The following is a 14,718-nucleotide window of genomic DNA, read 5'->3' as shown; positions in this document are numbered from 1 at the left end:
TGCATATGGATATTAGACAAGTTACTGAAACTATCTCCATGATTGAGGAGCAAAACTTCGATATCAGAACTATTACCATGGGGATTTCTCTATTAGACTGTATTGATCCGGATATCAATCGTGCTGCGGAGAAAATTTATCAAAAGATTACGACCAAGGCGGCTAATTTAGTGACTGTTGGTGACGAAATTGCAGCTGAGTTGGGAATTCCAATCGTTAATAAGCGTGTATCGGTGACACCTATTTCTCTGATTGGAGCAGCGACAGATGCGACGGACTACGTTGTTCTGGCAAAAGCGCTCGATAAGGCTGCGAAAGAGATTGGTGTGGACTTTATTGGTGGTTTCTCTGCCTTGGTACAAAAAGGTTATCAAAAGGGAGATGAGATTCTCATCAATTCTATTCCTCGTGCTTTGGCTGAAACGGACAAGGTCTGCTCGTCAGTCAATATCGGCTCAACCAAGTCTGGTATCAATATGACGGCTGTCGCAGATATGGGACGAGTTATCAAGGAAACGGCTAATCTATCAGATATGGGAGCGGCCAAGTTGGTTGTATTCGCTAATGCTGTTGAGGACAATCCGTTTATGGCAGGTGCCTTCCATGGTGTTGGGGAAGCTGATGTTATTATCAATGTCGGAGTTTCCGGTCCTGGTGTGGTGAAACGTGCCTTGGAAAAAGTTCGTGGACAGAGCTTTGATGTAGTAGCCGAAACAGTTAAGAAAACTGCCTTTAGAATCACTCGTATCGGTCAATTGGTTGGTCAAATGGCCAGTGAGAGACTGGGTGTTGAATTTGGTATTGTGGACTTGAGTTTGGCGCCAACTCCTGCGGTTGGAGATTCTGTTGCACGTGTCCTTGAAGAAATGGGGCTAGAAACGGTTGGAACACACGGGACGACGGCTGCCTTGGCACTCTTGAACGACCAAGTTAAGAAGGGTGGAGTGATGGCCTGCAACCAAGTCGGTGGTTTGTCTGGTGCCTTTATCCCTGTTTCTGAGGATGAGGGGATGATTGCCGCAGTGCAAAATGGCTCTCTTAATTTAGAAAAACTAGAAGCCATGACGGCTATCTGTTCTGTTGGTTTGGATATGATTGCCATTCCTGAGGATACACCATCTGAAACCATTGCGGCTATGATTGCGGATGAGGCTGCAATTGGTGTTATTAACATGAAAACAACGGCTGTTCGTATCATTCCTAAAGGAAAAGAAGGAGACATGATTGAGTTTGGTGGCCTATTAGGAACTGCGCCGGTTATGAAGGTCAATGGGGCTTCGTCTGTTGATTTCATTTCTCGTGGGGGACAAATCCCAGCACCAATTCATAGTTTTAAAAATTAAGAAAATAGGAGAAATTGATGAAAAAAGAAATGAAACATGCTTTAGTAGCTTTAGGACTGTCGACTTTACTAGTCCCAACTTTTGCCAATCAAGTAGTTTATGCGCAGGAAGAAAGCCATGAAACTGCTACTAGTACGACTCCAGAAGAGATTAAGAAAGTAATTGCAGAATATAAAAAAGCACAGATAGATTTTATGAGGAAGGATGAGAAACACTTTCTTAATTTAGTGAAGCAAATAGACTGGAGTGTACTTTCTTTCTCACAAAATGATATCAAATTTCTTAATAATAGTATTTCTGAACACTTTAATAAAAGACTTCAAAATTTTATAGACTACATTGATAAAGAAGAAAAGAACCTAATAGCAAATATTGAGGATTGGAAATATAGAAAAGAAAGATTTGAATTTCATGAACCTCGAAATGATAATAGAAATTATGATAGTGAACTAAAAAGTTATATTTTTAGTGCAATAGTAGAGATGAAGAGAGAACTTGTCACTGCTCAAATTAAGAAAAATCCGTATTACACAAATCTTGAAAGAGAAAAAATGTTAGAACAAGCTTCATTAGTGTATGTAAGTTACAGAGGACTAGGTGCACCTGGATGGATATCTACATATTATGATGAAGTGAGTGATTTAAATGAATATTTGAAAAAAATAGCTTCTTTGTTGTCTGATGATTTTCAAGCTGTTTCGTTAATACCTACTGAAAAGAATATCAGAGAAGTTAATGCTGTTGCCTTTATGGAGAAGACAGCCATTAGTAATGACGATTCACTTTCGAAAGCAGATAAAGTTTCTATGTTTAGTAAGATTGATGACATAGTAGAAGAAGCTGTTAGAAAGATAAAAACAGAAGCGGATATAAGGGAGAATAGTAATTACAAAAATAGTAGAATGTTATCCCCTGAAGAGTTATCTGTCTTTACTAAGCGTATCGAAGATGTTTACCAAGGAAAAGCTAAGCCTAAGGTGACAAAAGAAGAGGCTATTCAAGCAGTTTCTACTGTTACATCAGCCACAGTTTCATCTTCATCTCAAGCTACCGTTACTGCTAATGGAGAGACTAAGAAGGATTATCAAGCAAGTAAGTGGTTTAAAGAGTCTGGCAAATGGTATTACAATGACCTTTCTGGCAATCTTGTAAGAAACAGCTGGGTAGGCCGTTATTATCTAAAAGCAGATGCTTCAATGGCTGCTAGTGAATGGATTTATGATGAAGATTATAAGAGCTGGTTTTATGTAGATTCAACTGGTAGTTATGTGGAGAAAGCTTGGCAGGGCGAATACTACCTAAAACGTGGCGGTTACATGGCTAAGAGTGAGTGGGTATTTGATTCTCAGTATGATAGTTGGTATTATCTGAACCAAGATGGCAAGTACGCTCGTAACCAATGGATTAAGGATGTGGATAAGTGGTATTACTTGTTAGCTGATGGGAAATTGGCAAAAAATATGACCATTAACGGCTATAAAGTAAATGAAAAAGGTGAATGGGTATAATTTTTTAAGTTCTATTTAAGGTTAGCTGTGTATACTATAATCATTAAATAAAGACCTCCTAATATTATTTGAAACAGATAACACTGATTTAGTTTGAATTTGATTTTCATCTAATATCTTTATTTAATAGAACTCCTAAACTTTTTCATAATAATCTCCTGCAAAAGTCGCCTGTCTGGGTGGCTTTTGTTTTATCATCCATGATATAATAGAAGCAAACGGAGGACGGAAAATGGTAAAAGTACGATTGTATTTGGTACGTCATGGCAAGACTATGTTTAACACGATTGGTCGCGCGCAAGGTTGGAGCGATACTCCCTTAACAGCTGAAGGTGAACGAGGGATTCAAGAATTAGGAATCGGTTTGCGCGAATCTGGTCTACAGTTTGAGCGTGCTTATTCGAGTGATTCTGGGCGCACCATTCAGACAATGGGAATTATCCTTGATGAACTTGGCTTGCAGGGAAAAATCCCTTATCGCATGGACAAGCGTATCAGAGAATGGTGTTTCGGTAGTTTTGACGGAGCTTATGATGGTGATCTTTTCATGGGCATTATTCCTCGTATCTTTAATGTGGACCACGTTCACCAATTGTCTTATGCTGAACTGGCTGAGGGTTTGGTAGAGGTCGATACAGCTGGTTGGGCTGAAGGCTGGGAAAAACTCAGTGGCCGAATTAAGGAAGGCTTTGAAGCGATTGCCAAAGAAATGGAAGAGCAGGGTGGGGGCAATGCCCTCGTTGTCAGCCACGGAATGACTATTGGAACCATTGTTTATCTAATTAATGGTATGCATCCGCATGGTCTAGATAATGGTAGCGTGACGATACTTGAATATGAGGACGGCCAGTTTAGCGTAGAAGTTGTCGGCGACCGTAGTTACCGAGAACTAGGACGTGAGAAGATGGAGGAAGCCTCTATTAAATCAGTCTAGACTTGCTTGCTATGAAATAGGGATTTGATAGAAATATCAAGATAAGAAAAAACAGCCGAGGATAATCCTTTCGGCTGTTTTTGATGGGGAAAACTAAAGTGTAATGCTATTACTTTTAGAGATTTTCATAAACAAGAGCAAGGAACCTACTGTTAGAACAGTCAGGATAGTTGACAAGGCTGCGGCTACACCGTAATTCCCTCTGAGAACCTCTGTATAAATGGCTACAGTCATTGTTCTTGTTTTGACATTGTAGAGGAGGATAGAAGTAGAAAGTTCTGAAATCATTGTAACCCAAGATAGGATAGCTCCAGAAATAATACCAGATAGCATCATTGGAGTTGTAATCTTGGCAAAGGTATTGAGACGACTACTTCCTAAGCTCTCAGCGGCTTCTTCAATACTTGGTGCTATTTGTTGCAAGCTAGCAACAGATGAGCGAATAGTATAAGGCAATCTTCTGACAGATAGGGACATGATCAAGATGAAAGCTGTCCCTGTAATCATAAGAAATCCACTTCCAAATAGGCCAGTATTGAAGGAAGAAATGAAGGCAATCCCTAGAACGGTTCCTGGTACAATATAAGGGACCATACTGAGGCTGTCAATTAAGTTTGTAAACAAATTACGTTTTCTAACGGCTAGGTAGGAGATAAATGTTGCGAATAGGACAACTAGAACTAAGGCAATCAAAGGGATACGAATGGTATTGAAAATAGCAGATCCCATACGATTGAAAGCTACCTTGTAACTGTTTAGAGAATAGCCTTTGACAAATACCATACCTGATGTTTTTAGGAAAGAAGTATAAATCAAGTAGACTTGAGGTAGAACAGAGAACAAGATAATTCCGTAGACTGTTGCATAAATGGCAGCCATTTTTCCTTTTGTAGTTTTTTTAGGCTCAATTGGATGGAGCGAATTCATGCTGAAACTGTAGCGATTTGAAATGTATTTTTGGATAAGGAAAATTGCCAAGGCAATGATAATCGCCATAATTGCTAAAGCAGATGCAAAAGCTGAATTTCCTCCAACCTCGCTAATAAATTGGGTATAAATCAGAACAGGGAAAGTCCGATATCCTTCACCAATCAACATAGGGGTTCCAAAGTCTGAGAATGCTCTCATAAATACAAGCAGGGCAGCTGCTAGTAAGGTTGGAACTAGGAGAGGTAAAATAACCGTTACGATACGCTTAAATCCAAAGGAACCCATGCTTTCAGCAGCTTCAAGTAGAGAATTGTCAATACTTTTCATTGTCCCAGCAACGTATAGAAATACCAGTGGGAATAGTTGCAGTGTAAAGACAAGTACAATTCCTTTGAATCCATAAATATCGATAGCTGGAAGATGAAGGGTATTTGTCAGGAATTTAGTAATGACCCCATTTCGTCCCAGCAAGAGAATCCAGGAGTAGGCTCCCACGAAAGGAGCTGACATGGAAGCAATGATAATCAATATTTGTAGAAATTTCTTTCCCTTGAAATCATACATGGAAAAGAGATAAGCTAATAAGGTTCCTACGACTAAGGAAGTGACAGTAGCGGTAATAGAAACCTTGAAACTGTTGACGAGTGTCTCAGAGTAGTAGGCTTTACTAAAGAAAGTGACAAAATTAGCTAGTGAGAATTGTCCTTCATGTATGAGTGCTTGCTTTAGCACGGTAACGATAGGATAAACGAGAAAGACAAGATAAGTAAGAAAGATGAAGAAAGAGGAGGCTGTCCAAATATTTAGTTTTTTACGTTCCATGGTTGACTCCTTTTATCAGGTTTTGGGAACCATCTGCAGAAAAGACGTTTAATTTTTGAGTATTGATTCGTAGACGAATACGATCGCCTTTTTGTAGATCTTCTTCAAAAGTTGATTCTTCGCTAACTTGAATTTTTGAGGCAAATCCTGTTTCGATGAAGTATTCAGTATTCAGTCCAAGATAGACGCTATCGCTAATAATTCCTTCAATATCTCCAGATTCATCTTTAATGAATTCTTCAGGACGAATACTTACATGAATAGCTTGTTCCTCAGCCTGATCAAGGGCGGGCATTCGAAGGGCATAGCTATCTGAAAAGACGATATAAGCACCATCGCTCCGTTGTTCGAGATTGGCAGAGATGATATTTGTGCGTCCGATAAAGGTTGCTACAAACTCATTGGCTGGTTTATGATAGAGTTCTTTTGGTCGGCCGATTTGTTGGATCACCCCATCTTTCATAACAGCAATTTGGTCTGAAATAGCCATGGCTTCTTCTTGGTCGTGGGTCACATAGACGGTTGTGATTCCCACTTCGTGTTGGATTTCTCGAATGGCTTGACGCATATCCAAGCGAAGTTTGGCATCTAGGTTACTAAGTGGCTCGTCCATGAGGAGAACACTTGGATTAACAGCTAAGGCGCGTGCCAAGGCGACACGTTGTTGTTGTCCACCACTAAGTTTATCGGGCTTGCGATCCGCATATTGAGCAATTTGCATGAGTTCGAGATACTTGTTGGTCTGTTGGACCAATTCTTCTTTTGGAACCTTCTTTTGCTTGAGACCAAAAGCAACATTATCTCGGACAGTCAAATGTGGGAAAATAGCGTAGTTTTGGAAAACCATCCCGATATTGCGTTTGCTGGGTTCCATATTATTGATTTTTGTATCATCGAAGTAAAATTCTCCGCCTTCGATACTATTGAAACCTGCAATCATACGAAGAAGAGTCGTTTTCCCACAACCTGAAGGCCCAAGAAGGGTAAAGAGACTTCCTTTTGGAATTGTAATGTTCAAATTCTCAATAACAGGGACATCGTGGTAGATTTTTTTGGCGTTAATAATTTTGATCTCACTCATAGTGAACCTCTTTTACTGTTTAGATTGGATATCTGTAAAGACTTCGTTATATTTCTTAACGATATCTGATTTATTCTTGATGACATAATCATAATCTTCAGTGAGTGTTTTGATTTTGTCAATTGGTTTCATATTTTCGCTTGTTTTAGCATTTTTACGAACAGGACGGTTAGTAGTGGTTGTACCAAGTGTATCTTGTACTTCTTGAGAGATAATAAAATCGATAAATTTCTTGGCATTTTCCATATTTTTAGCTTTTTTAACGATAGCAGCACTAGCAGGCAGGAAGACGGTTCCTTCTTTTGGATAGACTACCTTGATATTAGCTCCGTCATTTAAGAGTTTAACTGCTGGATCTTCATAAGAGAGACCAACAGCCATTTCTCCGTCAGCGACTGCTTTATAGACACCAGATGAGCTTGAACCGATTTTACCATCAATAAGTGTGAAGAGATCTTTTACATAAGACCAAGCTTTATCGTCTTTGTAACCACCTTGAGCTTGTAGCATATTTGTTAATTGAGCAAAGGCGCTAGAAGAGTTTGCTGGGTCAGCAGTTGCGATTTTTCCTTTTAGTTCAGGTTTGAGAAGGTCGCTATATCCTTCGATGTTCATGCCTTTCGTTAAATCAGGATTGACGATTAAAACACTACCATCCAGTGTATAAGGAGTAGAGTAGCCAGTTGTGTTTTGATATTCTTTGATAACATTATCATTTTCTTTTGAAGTATAGTTTTCAAAGAGTTCTCCGTGGGTAGCATATTGCGTATAAGAACCACCAAAGATGACATCAGCTACAGGAGCTTCTTTTTCTGACTCCAGTTTTTTGAAAAGTTCCCCAGTACCAGCTTGAATCAGTTCTACTTTGATACCATACTTTTCTTCAAAGGCAGGAATAGTTGCTCCGATTAAGCCCTCTGAGTTTGGTGAATAAACGACTAGCGAACCGCCGTCTCCTTTATCAGATGAACCGCCATCGGCAGATTCATTAGAAGAACAAGCAGCAAGACCAAAAAGAGCTAGTCCGCAAGCAGCATAATACATCCATTTCTTTTTCATGATGGATACCTCCGTTGTGTTATTTAAGTTTATTTTAAAACAATGTAAGCGTTTTTAAAACCGATAATTCTATTCTATTAGAGTAAAATTCTCTACAAAAACGGAAGTAATCTTTTTGATTTTATAGCAGGGTTTGACAGCTAATCACTGGTAAGTCAAATTTTATTTTTTAGATTGGATATCTGTAAAAATGTCATTGTACTTTTTAAGAATAGTGGATTTATTTTTAATGACATAATCTGAATCTTCGGTGGCAATATTGATTTCTGTCATAGCCTTCATATTTTTATTAGTTTTAGCATTTTTACGAATAGGTCTAATTGTAGTTTCAGTTCCTAGCTTATCTTGGATTTCTTGAGAAAGAATGAAATCGATAAATTTCTTAGCGTTTTCCATGTGTTTGGCATTTTTGATGATAGCTGTGTTACCAGGTAAAAAGACGGTTCCTTCTTTTGGATAAATGACTTTTACATCAACTCCGTCATTTAAAAGTTTTAAGGCAGGATCTTCATAGGTGAGCCCTACAGCCATTTCTCCATCGGCGACAGCTTTGTAAACATTTGAAGAACTAGATGCAATCTTTCCATCTACTAGGGTAAATAGATTTTTCACATAGGTCCAAGCCTGTTCATTTTCGTATCCACCTTGATCGACAAGCATGTTTGTTAATTGTGCAAAAGCGCTAGAAGCATTACTTGGATCAGCAGTCGCGATTTTTCCTTTTAATTTAGGATTGAGTAGATCATTGTAGCCTTCAATTTTAATATCTTTTGTAAGAGCTGAATTGGCAATGATGACACTGACATCAAGTGTATAAGGCGTGTAGAATCCGGTTTTATTTTGATATTCAGGGATTATCTGGTCGTTCTCTTGAGAAATATAAGGTTCAAAAAGATTTTCGTTAGAAGAGAAGAGGGCGTAGGAGCCTCCGAAAATGACATCGGCTACAGGCGATTCTTTTTCAGCCTCAGCTTTTTTGAACAATTCACCAGTGCTAGCTTGTACTAAGTCAACCTTAATACCATATTTTTCTTCGAAGGCTGGGATTGTTTCTTCGATAAGGTCTTCAGGGTTAGGCGAGTAGACAACCAAAGTGTTATCTGAATCTTTTTCAGCGCTAGTTTCAGCTTCTATAGGTGAAGAACATCCTGATAAAGAAAGGAATATCCAGCTACAAGAGAGAAAGAATAGTAGTTTTTTCATAAGTATCTCCTTTTTACGAACATTTTCTCTACCTAGATTGTTAATGTTTTTAAATTGTAGAGTTCTACAGGATATAATAAAAACCTTAAAGAAATCTAAAACGAGAAATAGGAAATGGGTGTCTCGAGCAAGGATGGGTAAACTGTAGCTGGGATTTCGATGGGAAGTATAAAATAAAAAGATTGCTACAATAGAGTTGAGCAATCCTTTTACATCAATGGTTTTTATCCATGAGTTTTAATTCTTTTGGAGAAATATGGAGATACTTTTTAAAAACTTTTGCAAAATATTTATAGTCTGAAAATCCAACTTGTTCAGAGATATCGCTTAAGGGAGAATTAGGGGATTCAGCCATTTTATCTATAGCTTGCTTGAGGCGGTAGCGTAAGATATATTCATTTAGCGTCATTGGGAAGTCTTCTTTGATAACCTTATATAGATAACTTTCGCTATACCCTAGATTCTCTGCAATGGTAGAAATGGTAAAGTGCATGCAGTAGTGTTGATGCACAAATTCCAGAATTTGTTGAATGATTTGGTTTTGTGTATTGACTTGTTGGATAGAGGTGAGTAAAGTTTGATATTCTTCTAAAAAAGGAGTTTCTTGATAAGTGCTAACTCGTAATCGCAAAACAATTTTTTGAAGACATTCTGTCAATTCCTTGGTATCAATTGGTTTGGATAGAAAATCAACTGCCCCATATTGCATGGCTTTTTTGGCATTTTGAAAATCGTTATAACCTGATAAGATAACTTTTTCATAGGAGAGAGTATGAGTGGCTTCAAACATCATAAAAGCATCCATAATTGGCATGGTGATGTCTGTTAAGACAATATGAGGTTCTTTTTCTTGGATGAGTTTCATTCCCTCTTGACCGTGACTGGCAGTTCCTACGACTTGGATACCTAAGGCAGAGTAATCTACGGCAATCTCTAGCCATTTTCGAATGAGGTGTTCATCTTCTACGATGATGAGCTTAAACATGAGTTAGTCCTTTCGTTACAAATTTGACCCAAGTTTCTCCTTGGCGATTGACTCCTAAATCTAGCTGGACATCAGAAAAGAAATTGCTCAATCGCTTGTAGCTGTTAACGATGCCATGTTGTGTATGTGGGCTTTCTAAAGAGTCTAAAATAGCGAGTCGCTCTTGTTTTGTAAGTCCTCCGGCATTATCCTTGACTAAAAAAGTCAGAGAATCTTCTTCTAAGGTAATTTGGATATCAATATGAAAATCAATACGGTATTGCATCCCATATTTTATAGCATTTTCTACTAGAGGAAGCAAGAAAAGCTTAGGGATAGGCTGATTATCGACAGTTTCTGGACAGACAATATCATAAGAAAAGTGCTCAAAGCGAATCTTATGAATAATCAGGTAATCCTCTATAATCTTTAAATCCTGACAAATGGTTGTTTCTTTTTCTAAATCGGTGATACTGTAGCGAAGAATGCGCGTGAGATTTTGAATTAGGTCTTGTGTAAGAGCGGCATCCATTAAAGAAGTGATTTTAATCGTCTCAAGTGTATTGTAGAGAAAATGAGGATTGAACTGAGCTTCTAGCATTTTTCTTTCAAAAATCCACTTTTCTTTTTCTATGGTCAACATTTTATGATGAAGTTGATCTAATTCGTACAACATATTGTTGATTTTTTCGGCCATAAACTCAAACTCATCACCTGTTTGTAGAGAAAGCCTTTTTTCTGCTTGTTTAGGAATTTCTTGAAGTTGGTAAACCAAACTTTCAATAGGAACAGCATTGTGTGTAGCAATTTTATGAGCAATTCGTCTTGCTTGCCAGAAGTAGAGGAAGAATATACATAAGGTGAGGACGGAGGCTAGTCCGAGTAAGCTAGGAATGGGAAAGAAGGATTGAAAAGTATAGATTGAAAAAATAGCACCGACTTTTTCTTTTTGAACAATAAGCGGTTCGTTCGCATACCAGTGGGTGCGAGAGTGTAGGAGTTTTTCATCAAATTTTTCAAGAGTGGAACGAGTGAACTGATTTGTGTTGTTAGAAAACATATTTCCAAAACTATCGGTAATGATGTATTTGGAATTGATCATTGGGAAACTTGAGATGAAATCATTCTCATTTACGAAAGCAATAGTATAGGCCTTAACTCGTTGGTTTTGAAGTAGTGGTTTGATAAAGAGTGTGTAGTGTTGCTTGTCTGAAGAGAGTGCAATTTTTTCTGTCACTTTTTCTTGAGAAGGATTTTGAATGAGTAGTTTTAAGTAGTAGGGAGATAAAATACTTTCTTGATGATTTCGATTGGTACTAAATAGTAATTCACCTGTATCACTTAGGATAATGAGGTCAGAACTAAGTTTTAATTTAGCTTTTGTCTCGTAAAATAAGCTAAAGACTTCTCTCTCTGTGTGTTTGCCGTCCAAAAATCCAGGAATCATTTTATGATTCATAGTGGTTAGGAGCTCACTATTTGCTTCTTTCATCTCTTGAACTTGTTTGACAATCTGTCTCGTGTCTTTGGATAGTTGTTGCTTTTGTAAAACATAGGAAAAACCAAAAAGTAAAATGAGTAGTAAAAGAGAGGTCACAAAGGCTGCGATAGAGCTTCTATGGAGAATTTCTTTTTGGAGAGATTTTTTAAAGGAATGAGACATCCGCTACCTCCTTGGAAGGGTTTTCTGTTATAAGTATAGCAGTTTAAAAATTCTAGAGCAAGGTAAAATAGAAAAGTATAGAATAGAACGAGACCAAATTCCCCCAAAAATGGTATAATAGTAACATCACAAAATTGGAGAGAGACCATGAGTTTTTACAATCATAAAGAAATTGAGCCTAAGTGGCAGGGCTACTGGGCAGAACATCATACATTTAAGACAGGGACAGATGCATCAAAACCGAAGTTTTATGCGCTTGATATGTTCCCTTATCCATCTGGAGCGGGTCTTCACGTAGGACACCCAGAAGGTTACACTGCAACCGATATCCTCAGCCGTTTCAAACGTGCGCAAGGCTACAATGTCCTTCACCCAATGGGTTGGGATGCTTTTGGTTTGCCTGCAGAGCAATACGCTATGGATACTGGTAATGACCCAGCAGAATTTACAGCTGAGAACATTGCCAACTTCAAACGCCAAATCAATGCGCTTGGATTTTCTTATGACTGGGATCGTGAAGTCAATACAACAGATCCAAACTACTACAAGTGGACCCAATGGATTTTCACTAAGCTTTACGAAAAAGGCTTGGCCTATGAAGCGGAAGTGCCAGTAAACTGGGTTGAGGAATTGGGAACAGCCATCGCCAACGAAGAGGTTCTTCCTGACGGAACTTCTGAGCGTGGAGGCTATCCAGTTGTCCGCAAGCCAATGCGCCAATGGATGCTCAAAATCACGGCTTACGCAGAGCGCTTGCTCAATGATTTAGATGAACTAGATTGGCCGGAGTCTATCAAGGACATGCAACGCAACTGGATTGGGAAATCAACTGGTGCTAATGTAACTTTTAAAGTTAAGGGAACAGACAAGGAATTCACAGTCTTTACCACTCGTCCGGACACCCTTTTCGGTGCGACTTTCACTGTTTTGGCTCCTGAACATGATTTGGTTGACGCTATCACAAGTCCAGAGCAAGTAGAAGCAGTAGCAGACTACAAACACCAAGCCAGCCTCAAGTCTGACTTGGCTCGTACAGACCTTGCCAAAGAAAAAACAGGGGTTTGGACTGGTGCTTATGCCATCAACCCTGTCAATGGCAAGGAAATTCCAATCTGGATTGCGGATTATGTTCTTGCTAGTTACGGAACAGGTGCCGTTATGGCTGTGCCTGCCCACGATCAACGTGACTGGGAATTTGCCAAACAATTTGACCTTCCAATCGTCGAAGTACTTGAAGGTGGAAACGTCGAAGAAGCTGCCTACACAGAAGATGGGCTTCACGTTAATTCAGACTTCCTAGATGGACTCAACAAAGAAGACGCTATTGCCAAGATTGTGGCTTGGTTGGAAGAAAAAGCCTGTGGGCAAGAGAAGGTGACCTACCGTCTCCGCGACTGGCTCTTTAGCCGTCAACGTTACTGGGGTGAGCCAATTCCTATCATTCATTGGGAAGATGGAACTTCAACAGCCGTTCCTGAAAGTGAATTGCCACTTGTCTTGCCTGTAACCAAGGACATCCGTCCTTCAGGTACTGGTGAAAGTCCACTAGCTAACTTGACAGACTGGCTTGAAGTGACTCGTGAAGATGGTGTTAAAGGTCGTCGTGAAACCAACACCATGCCACAATGGGCAGGTTCAAGCTGGTATTACCTCCGCTATATCGACCCACACAATACTGAGAAATTGGCTGACGAGGATCTTCTCAAACAATGGTTGCCAGTAGATATCTACGTGGGTGGTGCAGAGCATGCTGTTCTTCACTTGCTTTACGCTCGTTTCTGGCATAAATTCCTCTATGACCTCGGTGTTGTTCCGACTAAGGAACCATTCCAAAAACTCTTTAACCAAGGAATGATTTTAGGAACAAGCTACCGTGACCACCGTGGCGCTCTTGTGGCAACCGATAAGGTTGAAAAACGTGACGGTTCTTTCTTCCATGTAGAAACGGGGGAAGAGTTGGAGCAAGCACCAGCCAAGATGTCTAAATCGCTCAAGAACGTTGTTAACCCAGATGATGTTGTGGAACAATACGGTGCTGACACCCTTCGTGTTTATGAAATGTTTATGGGACCACTTGATGCTTCGATTGCTTGGTCAGAAGAAGGTCTGGAAGGAAGCCGTAAATTCCTTGACCGTGTTTACCGCTTGATTACAAGTAAAGAAATCCTTGCGGAAAACAATGGCGCTCTTGACAAGGTTTATAACGAAACCGTTAAAGCTGTCACAGAACAAATCGAATCATTGAAATTCAACACAGCTATTGCCCAACTTATGGTCTTTGTCAACGCGGCCAACAAGGAAGACAAAATTTATGTAGACTACGCCAAAGGCTTCGTTCAGTTGATTGCACCATTTGCACCTCACTTGGCAGAAGAGCTCTGGCAAACTGTTGCAGCAACAGGAGAATCTATCTCTTACGTGGCTTGGCCAACATGGGACGAAAGCAAATTGGTTGAAGACGAAATCGAAATCGTTGTTCAAATCAAAGGAAAAGTCCGTGCTAAACTCATGGTTGCTAAAGACCTATCACGCGAAGAATTGCAAGAAATTGCTCTCGCTGATGAAAAAGTCAAAGCAGAAATTGACGGTAAGGAAATCGTGAAAGTGATTAGTGTACCGAATAAACTCGTTAATATCGTTGTGAAATAAGAAATGAATCCTTCAGAGTAGAATCTGGAGGATTTTTTATTTGACAGGAAGTTTCTGTTTTGTTAATATGATTAACAAAGGAAAGAAAGATTATGGATAAAAAAGAATTTATTGCATTTAATAATCGTTTCAATAGATTTATTTTAGCGTTTGATCAGTTAAAAAAAAATCAACATAAAAGTGGTGTTGACAAATCCGTTACGTTGAATGAGGTACATTTGATTGTTGCGATTGGGAAAAATCAGCCCTTAAATCTAGTAAAATTATCTGAATTATTAGAAGTTTCAAGAAGTGCAATAACTCAAAGTGTTAGGAGATTGATTCAAAAAAATTTAGTTGTTTTTGATTTTGACCCGAATAATGGGAAAAATAAATATTTGAGATTATCTGAAAAAGGCATCGAAATTTTTAAAATCCATAAGGAGCAACAAGCATATATTGAAAAATCAATCTTTTCAGTTTTAAACAACTATAGTGAGGTGGAACTTAAAACAGTTGTGAAATTGATGGATGATATTGAAAAGGTGTGGGGAGAATTACCGTGGTAAAAGTCACGGTAAAT

Annotated in this window: 11 protein-coding genes; 5 read left to right on the top strand and 6 right to left on the bottom strand. The window is 38.9% G+C overall.

Features of this window, described 5'->3' with window-relative positions; translation table 11 throughout:
• Positions 1-5 precede the first annotated feature (5 nt).
• From M1G05_RS06390 to M1G05_RS06380, 3 genes are all read left to right on the top strand, one after another.
• Complete coding sequence (locus M1G05_RS06390) at positions 6-1,343, top strand: PFL family protein (protein WP_247953379.1); 1,338 nt, start codon at positions 6-8, stop codon at positions 1,341-1,343.
• A 17-nt stretch (positions 1,344-1,360) separates the two neighbouring features.
• Positions 1,361-2,851, top strand: a complete 1,491-nt coding sequence (locus M1G05_RS06385; RefSeq protein WP_247953378.1) for an N-acetylmuramoyl-L-alanine amidase family protein — start codon at positions 1,361-1,363, stop codon at positions 2,849-2,851.
• Between the two features lie 232 nt (positions 2,852-3,083).
• On the top strand, positions 3,084-3,785 hold the full coding sequence (locus M1G05_RS06380) for a histidine phosphatase family protein (RefSeq protein ID WP_084888270.1): 702 nt from the start codon (positions 3,084-3,086) through the stop codon (positions 3,783-3,785).
• Positions 3,786-3,878: 93 nt separating this feature from the next.
• On the opposite strand, the gene M1G05_RS06375 is transcribed toward M1G05_RS06380, so the two are convergent.
• From M1G05_RS06375 to M1G05_RS06350, 6 genes are all read right to left on the bottom strand, one after another.
• Positions 3,879-5,537: an ABC transporter permease gene (locus tag M1G05_RS06375; protein ID WP_045597598.1), complete on the bottom strand. Its 1,659-nt coding sequence runs from the start codon at positions 5,535-5,537 to the stop codon at positions 3,879-3,881.
• Positions 5,527-6,618, bottom strand: a complete 1,092-nt coding sequence (locus tag M1G05_RS06370; RefSeq protein WP_247953377.1) for an ABC transporter ATP-binding protein — start codon at positions 6,616-6,618, stop codon at positions 5,527-5,529. Before M1G05_RS06370 ends, M1G05_RS06375 begins: the two co-directional genes overlap by 11 nt.
• A gap of 12 nt (positions 6,619-6,630) precedes the next feature.
• Positions 6,631-7,677 carry an ABC transporter substrate-binding protein gene (locus M1G05_RS06365; protein WP_000731166.1) on the bottom strand — a complete coding sequence of 349 codons (1,047 nt, stop codon included), beginning with the start codon at positions 7,675-7,677 and terminating at the stop codon, positions 6,631-6,633.
• 162 nt (positions 7,678-7,839) lie between these two features.
• Complete coding sequence (locus tag M1G05_RS06360) at positions 7,840-8,880, bottom strand: ABC transporter substrate-binding protein (protein ID WP_247953376.1); 1,041 nt, start codon at positions 8,878-8,880, stop codon at positions 7,840-7,842.
• A 214-nt stretch (positions 8,881-9,094) separates the two neighbouring features.
• Positions 9,095-9,865: a response regulator transcription factor gene (locus M1G05_RS06355; protein ID WP_247953375.1), complete on the bottom strand. Its 771-nt coding sequence runs from the start codon at positions 9,863-9,865 to the stop codon at positions 9,095-9,097.
• Positions 9,858-11,507: a sensor histidine kinase gene (locus M1G05_RS06350; RefSeq protein WP_247953374.1), complete on the bottom strand. Its 1,650-nt coding sequence runs from the start codon at positions 11,505-11,507 to the stop codon at positions 9,858-9,860. Before M1G05_RS06350 ends, M1G05_RS06355 begins: the two co-directional genes overlap by 8 nt.
• 147 nt (positions 11,508-11,654) lie before the next feature.
• Here M1G05_RS06350 and leuS point away from each other — a divergent pair, with 147 nt between their 5' ends.
• Together leuS and M1G05_RS06340 are read left to right on the top strand one after the other, a co-directional pair.
• Entirely contained in the window at positions 11,655-14,156 is a 2,502-nt protein-coding gene (gene leuS, locus M1G05_RS06345; protein WP_247953373.1) for a leucine--tRNA ligase, read from the top strand.
• A 92-nt stretch (positions 14,157-14,248) separates the two neighbouring features.
• Positions 14,249-14,704, top strand: coding sequence for a MarR family winged helix-turn-helix transcriptional regulator (locus M1G05_RS06340; protein ID WP_049551258.1), 456 nt, complete (start codon positions 14,249-14,251; stop codon positions 14,702-14,704).
• The last annotated feature ends 14 nt before the right edge of the window (positions 14,705-14,718 follow it).

The sequence above is a fragment of the Streptococcus mitis genome, from assembly GCF_023109515.1.
GTDB classification, from domain to species: Bacteria; Bacillota; Bacilli; order Lactobacillales; family Streptococcaceae; genus Streptococcus; species Streptococcus mitis_CS.
The sequence above is the reverse complement of the archived record's forward strand: the minus strand, read 5'-3'. Positions and strand labels throughout refer to the sequence as shown.

What these genes read in the sequence shown, in the direction of transcription:
- M1G05_RS06390 (WP_247953379.1), top strand. Translation starts at nt 6, where the DNA reads ATGGATATTAGACAAGTTACTGAAACTATCTCCATGATTGAGGAGCAA.
- M1G05_RS06385 (WP_247953378.1), top strand. Translation starts at nt 1,361, where the DNA reads ATGAAAAAAGAAATGAAACATGCTTTAGTAGCTTTAGGACTGTCGACT.
- M1G05_RS06380 (WP_084888270.1), top strand. Translation starts at nt 3,084, where the DNA reads ATGGTAAAAGTACGATTGTATTTGGTACGTCATGGCAAGACTATGTTT.
- M1G05_RS06375 (WP_045597598.1), bottom strand. Translation starts at nt 5,537, where the DNA reads ATGGAACGTAAAAAACTAAATATTTGGACAGCCTCCTCTTTCTTCATC.
- M1G05_RS06370 (WP_247953377.1), bottom strand. Translation starts at nt 6,618, where the DNA reads ATGAGTGAGATCAAAATTATTAACGCCAAAAAAATCTACCACGATGTC.
- M1G05_RS06365 (WP_000731166.1), bottom strand. Translation starts at nt 7,677, where the DNA reads ATGAAAAAGAAATGGATGTATTATGCTGCTTGCGGACTAGCTCTTTTT.
- M1G05_RS06360 (WP_247953376.1), bottom strand. Translation starts at nt 8,880, where the DNA reads ATGAAAAAACTACTATTCTTTCTCTCTTGTAGCTGGATATTCCTTTCT.
- M1G05_RS06355 (WP_247953375.1), bottom strand. Translation starts at nt 9,865, where the DNA reads ATGTTTAAGCTCATCATCGTAGAAGATGAACACCTCATTCGAAAATGG.
- M1G05_RS06350 (WP_247953374.1), bottom strand. Translation starts at nt 11,507, where the DNA reads ATGTCTCATTCCTTTAAAAAATCTCTCCAAAAAGAAATTCTCCATAGA.
- leuS (WP_247953373.1), top strand. Translation starts at nt 11,655, where the DNA reads ATGAGTTTTTACAATCATAAAGAAATTGAGCCTAAGTGGCAGGGCTAC.
- M1G05_RS06340 (WP_049551258.1), top strand. Translation starts at nt 14,249, where the DNA reads ATGGATAAAAAAGAATTTATTGCATTTAATAATCGTTTCAATAGATTT.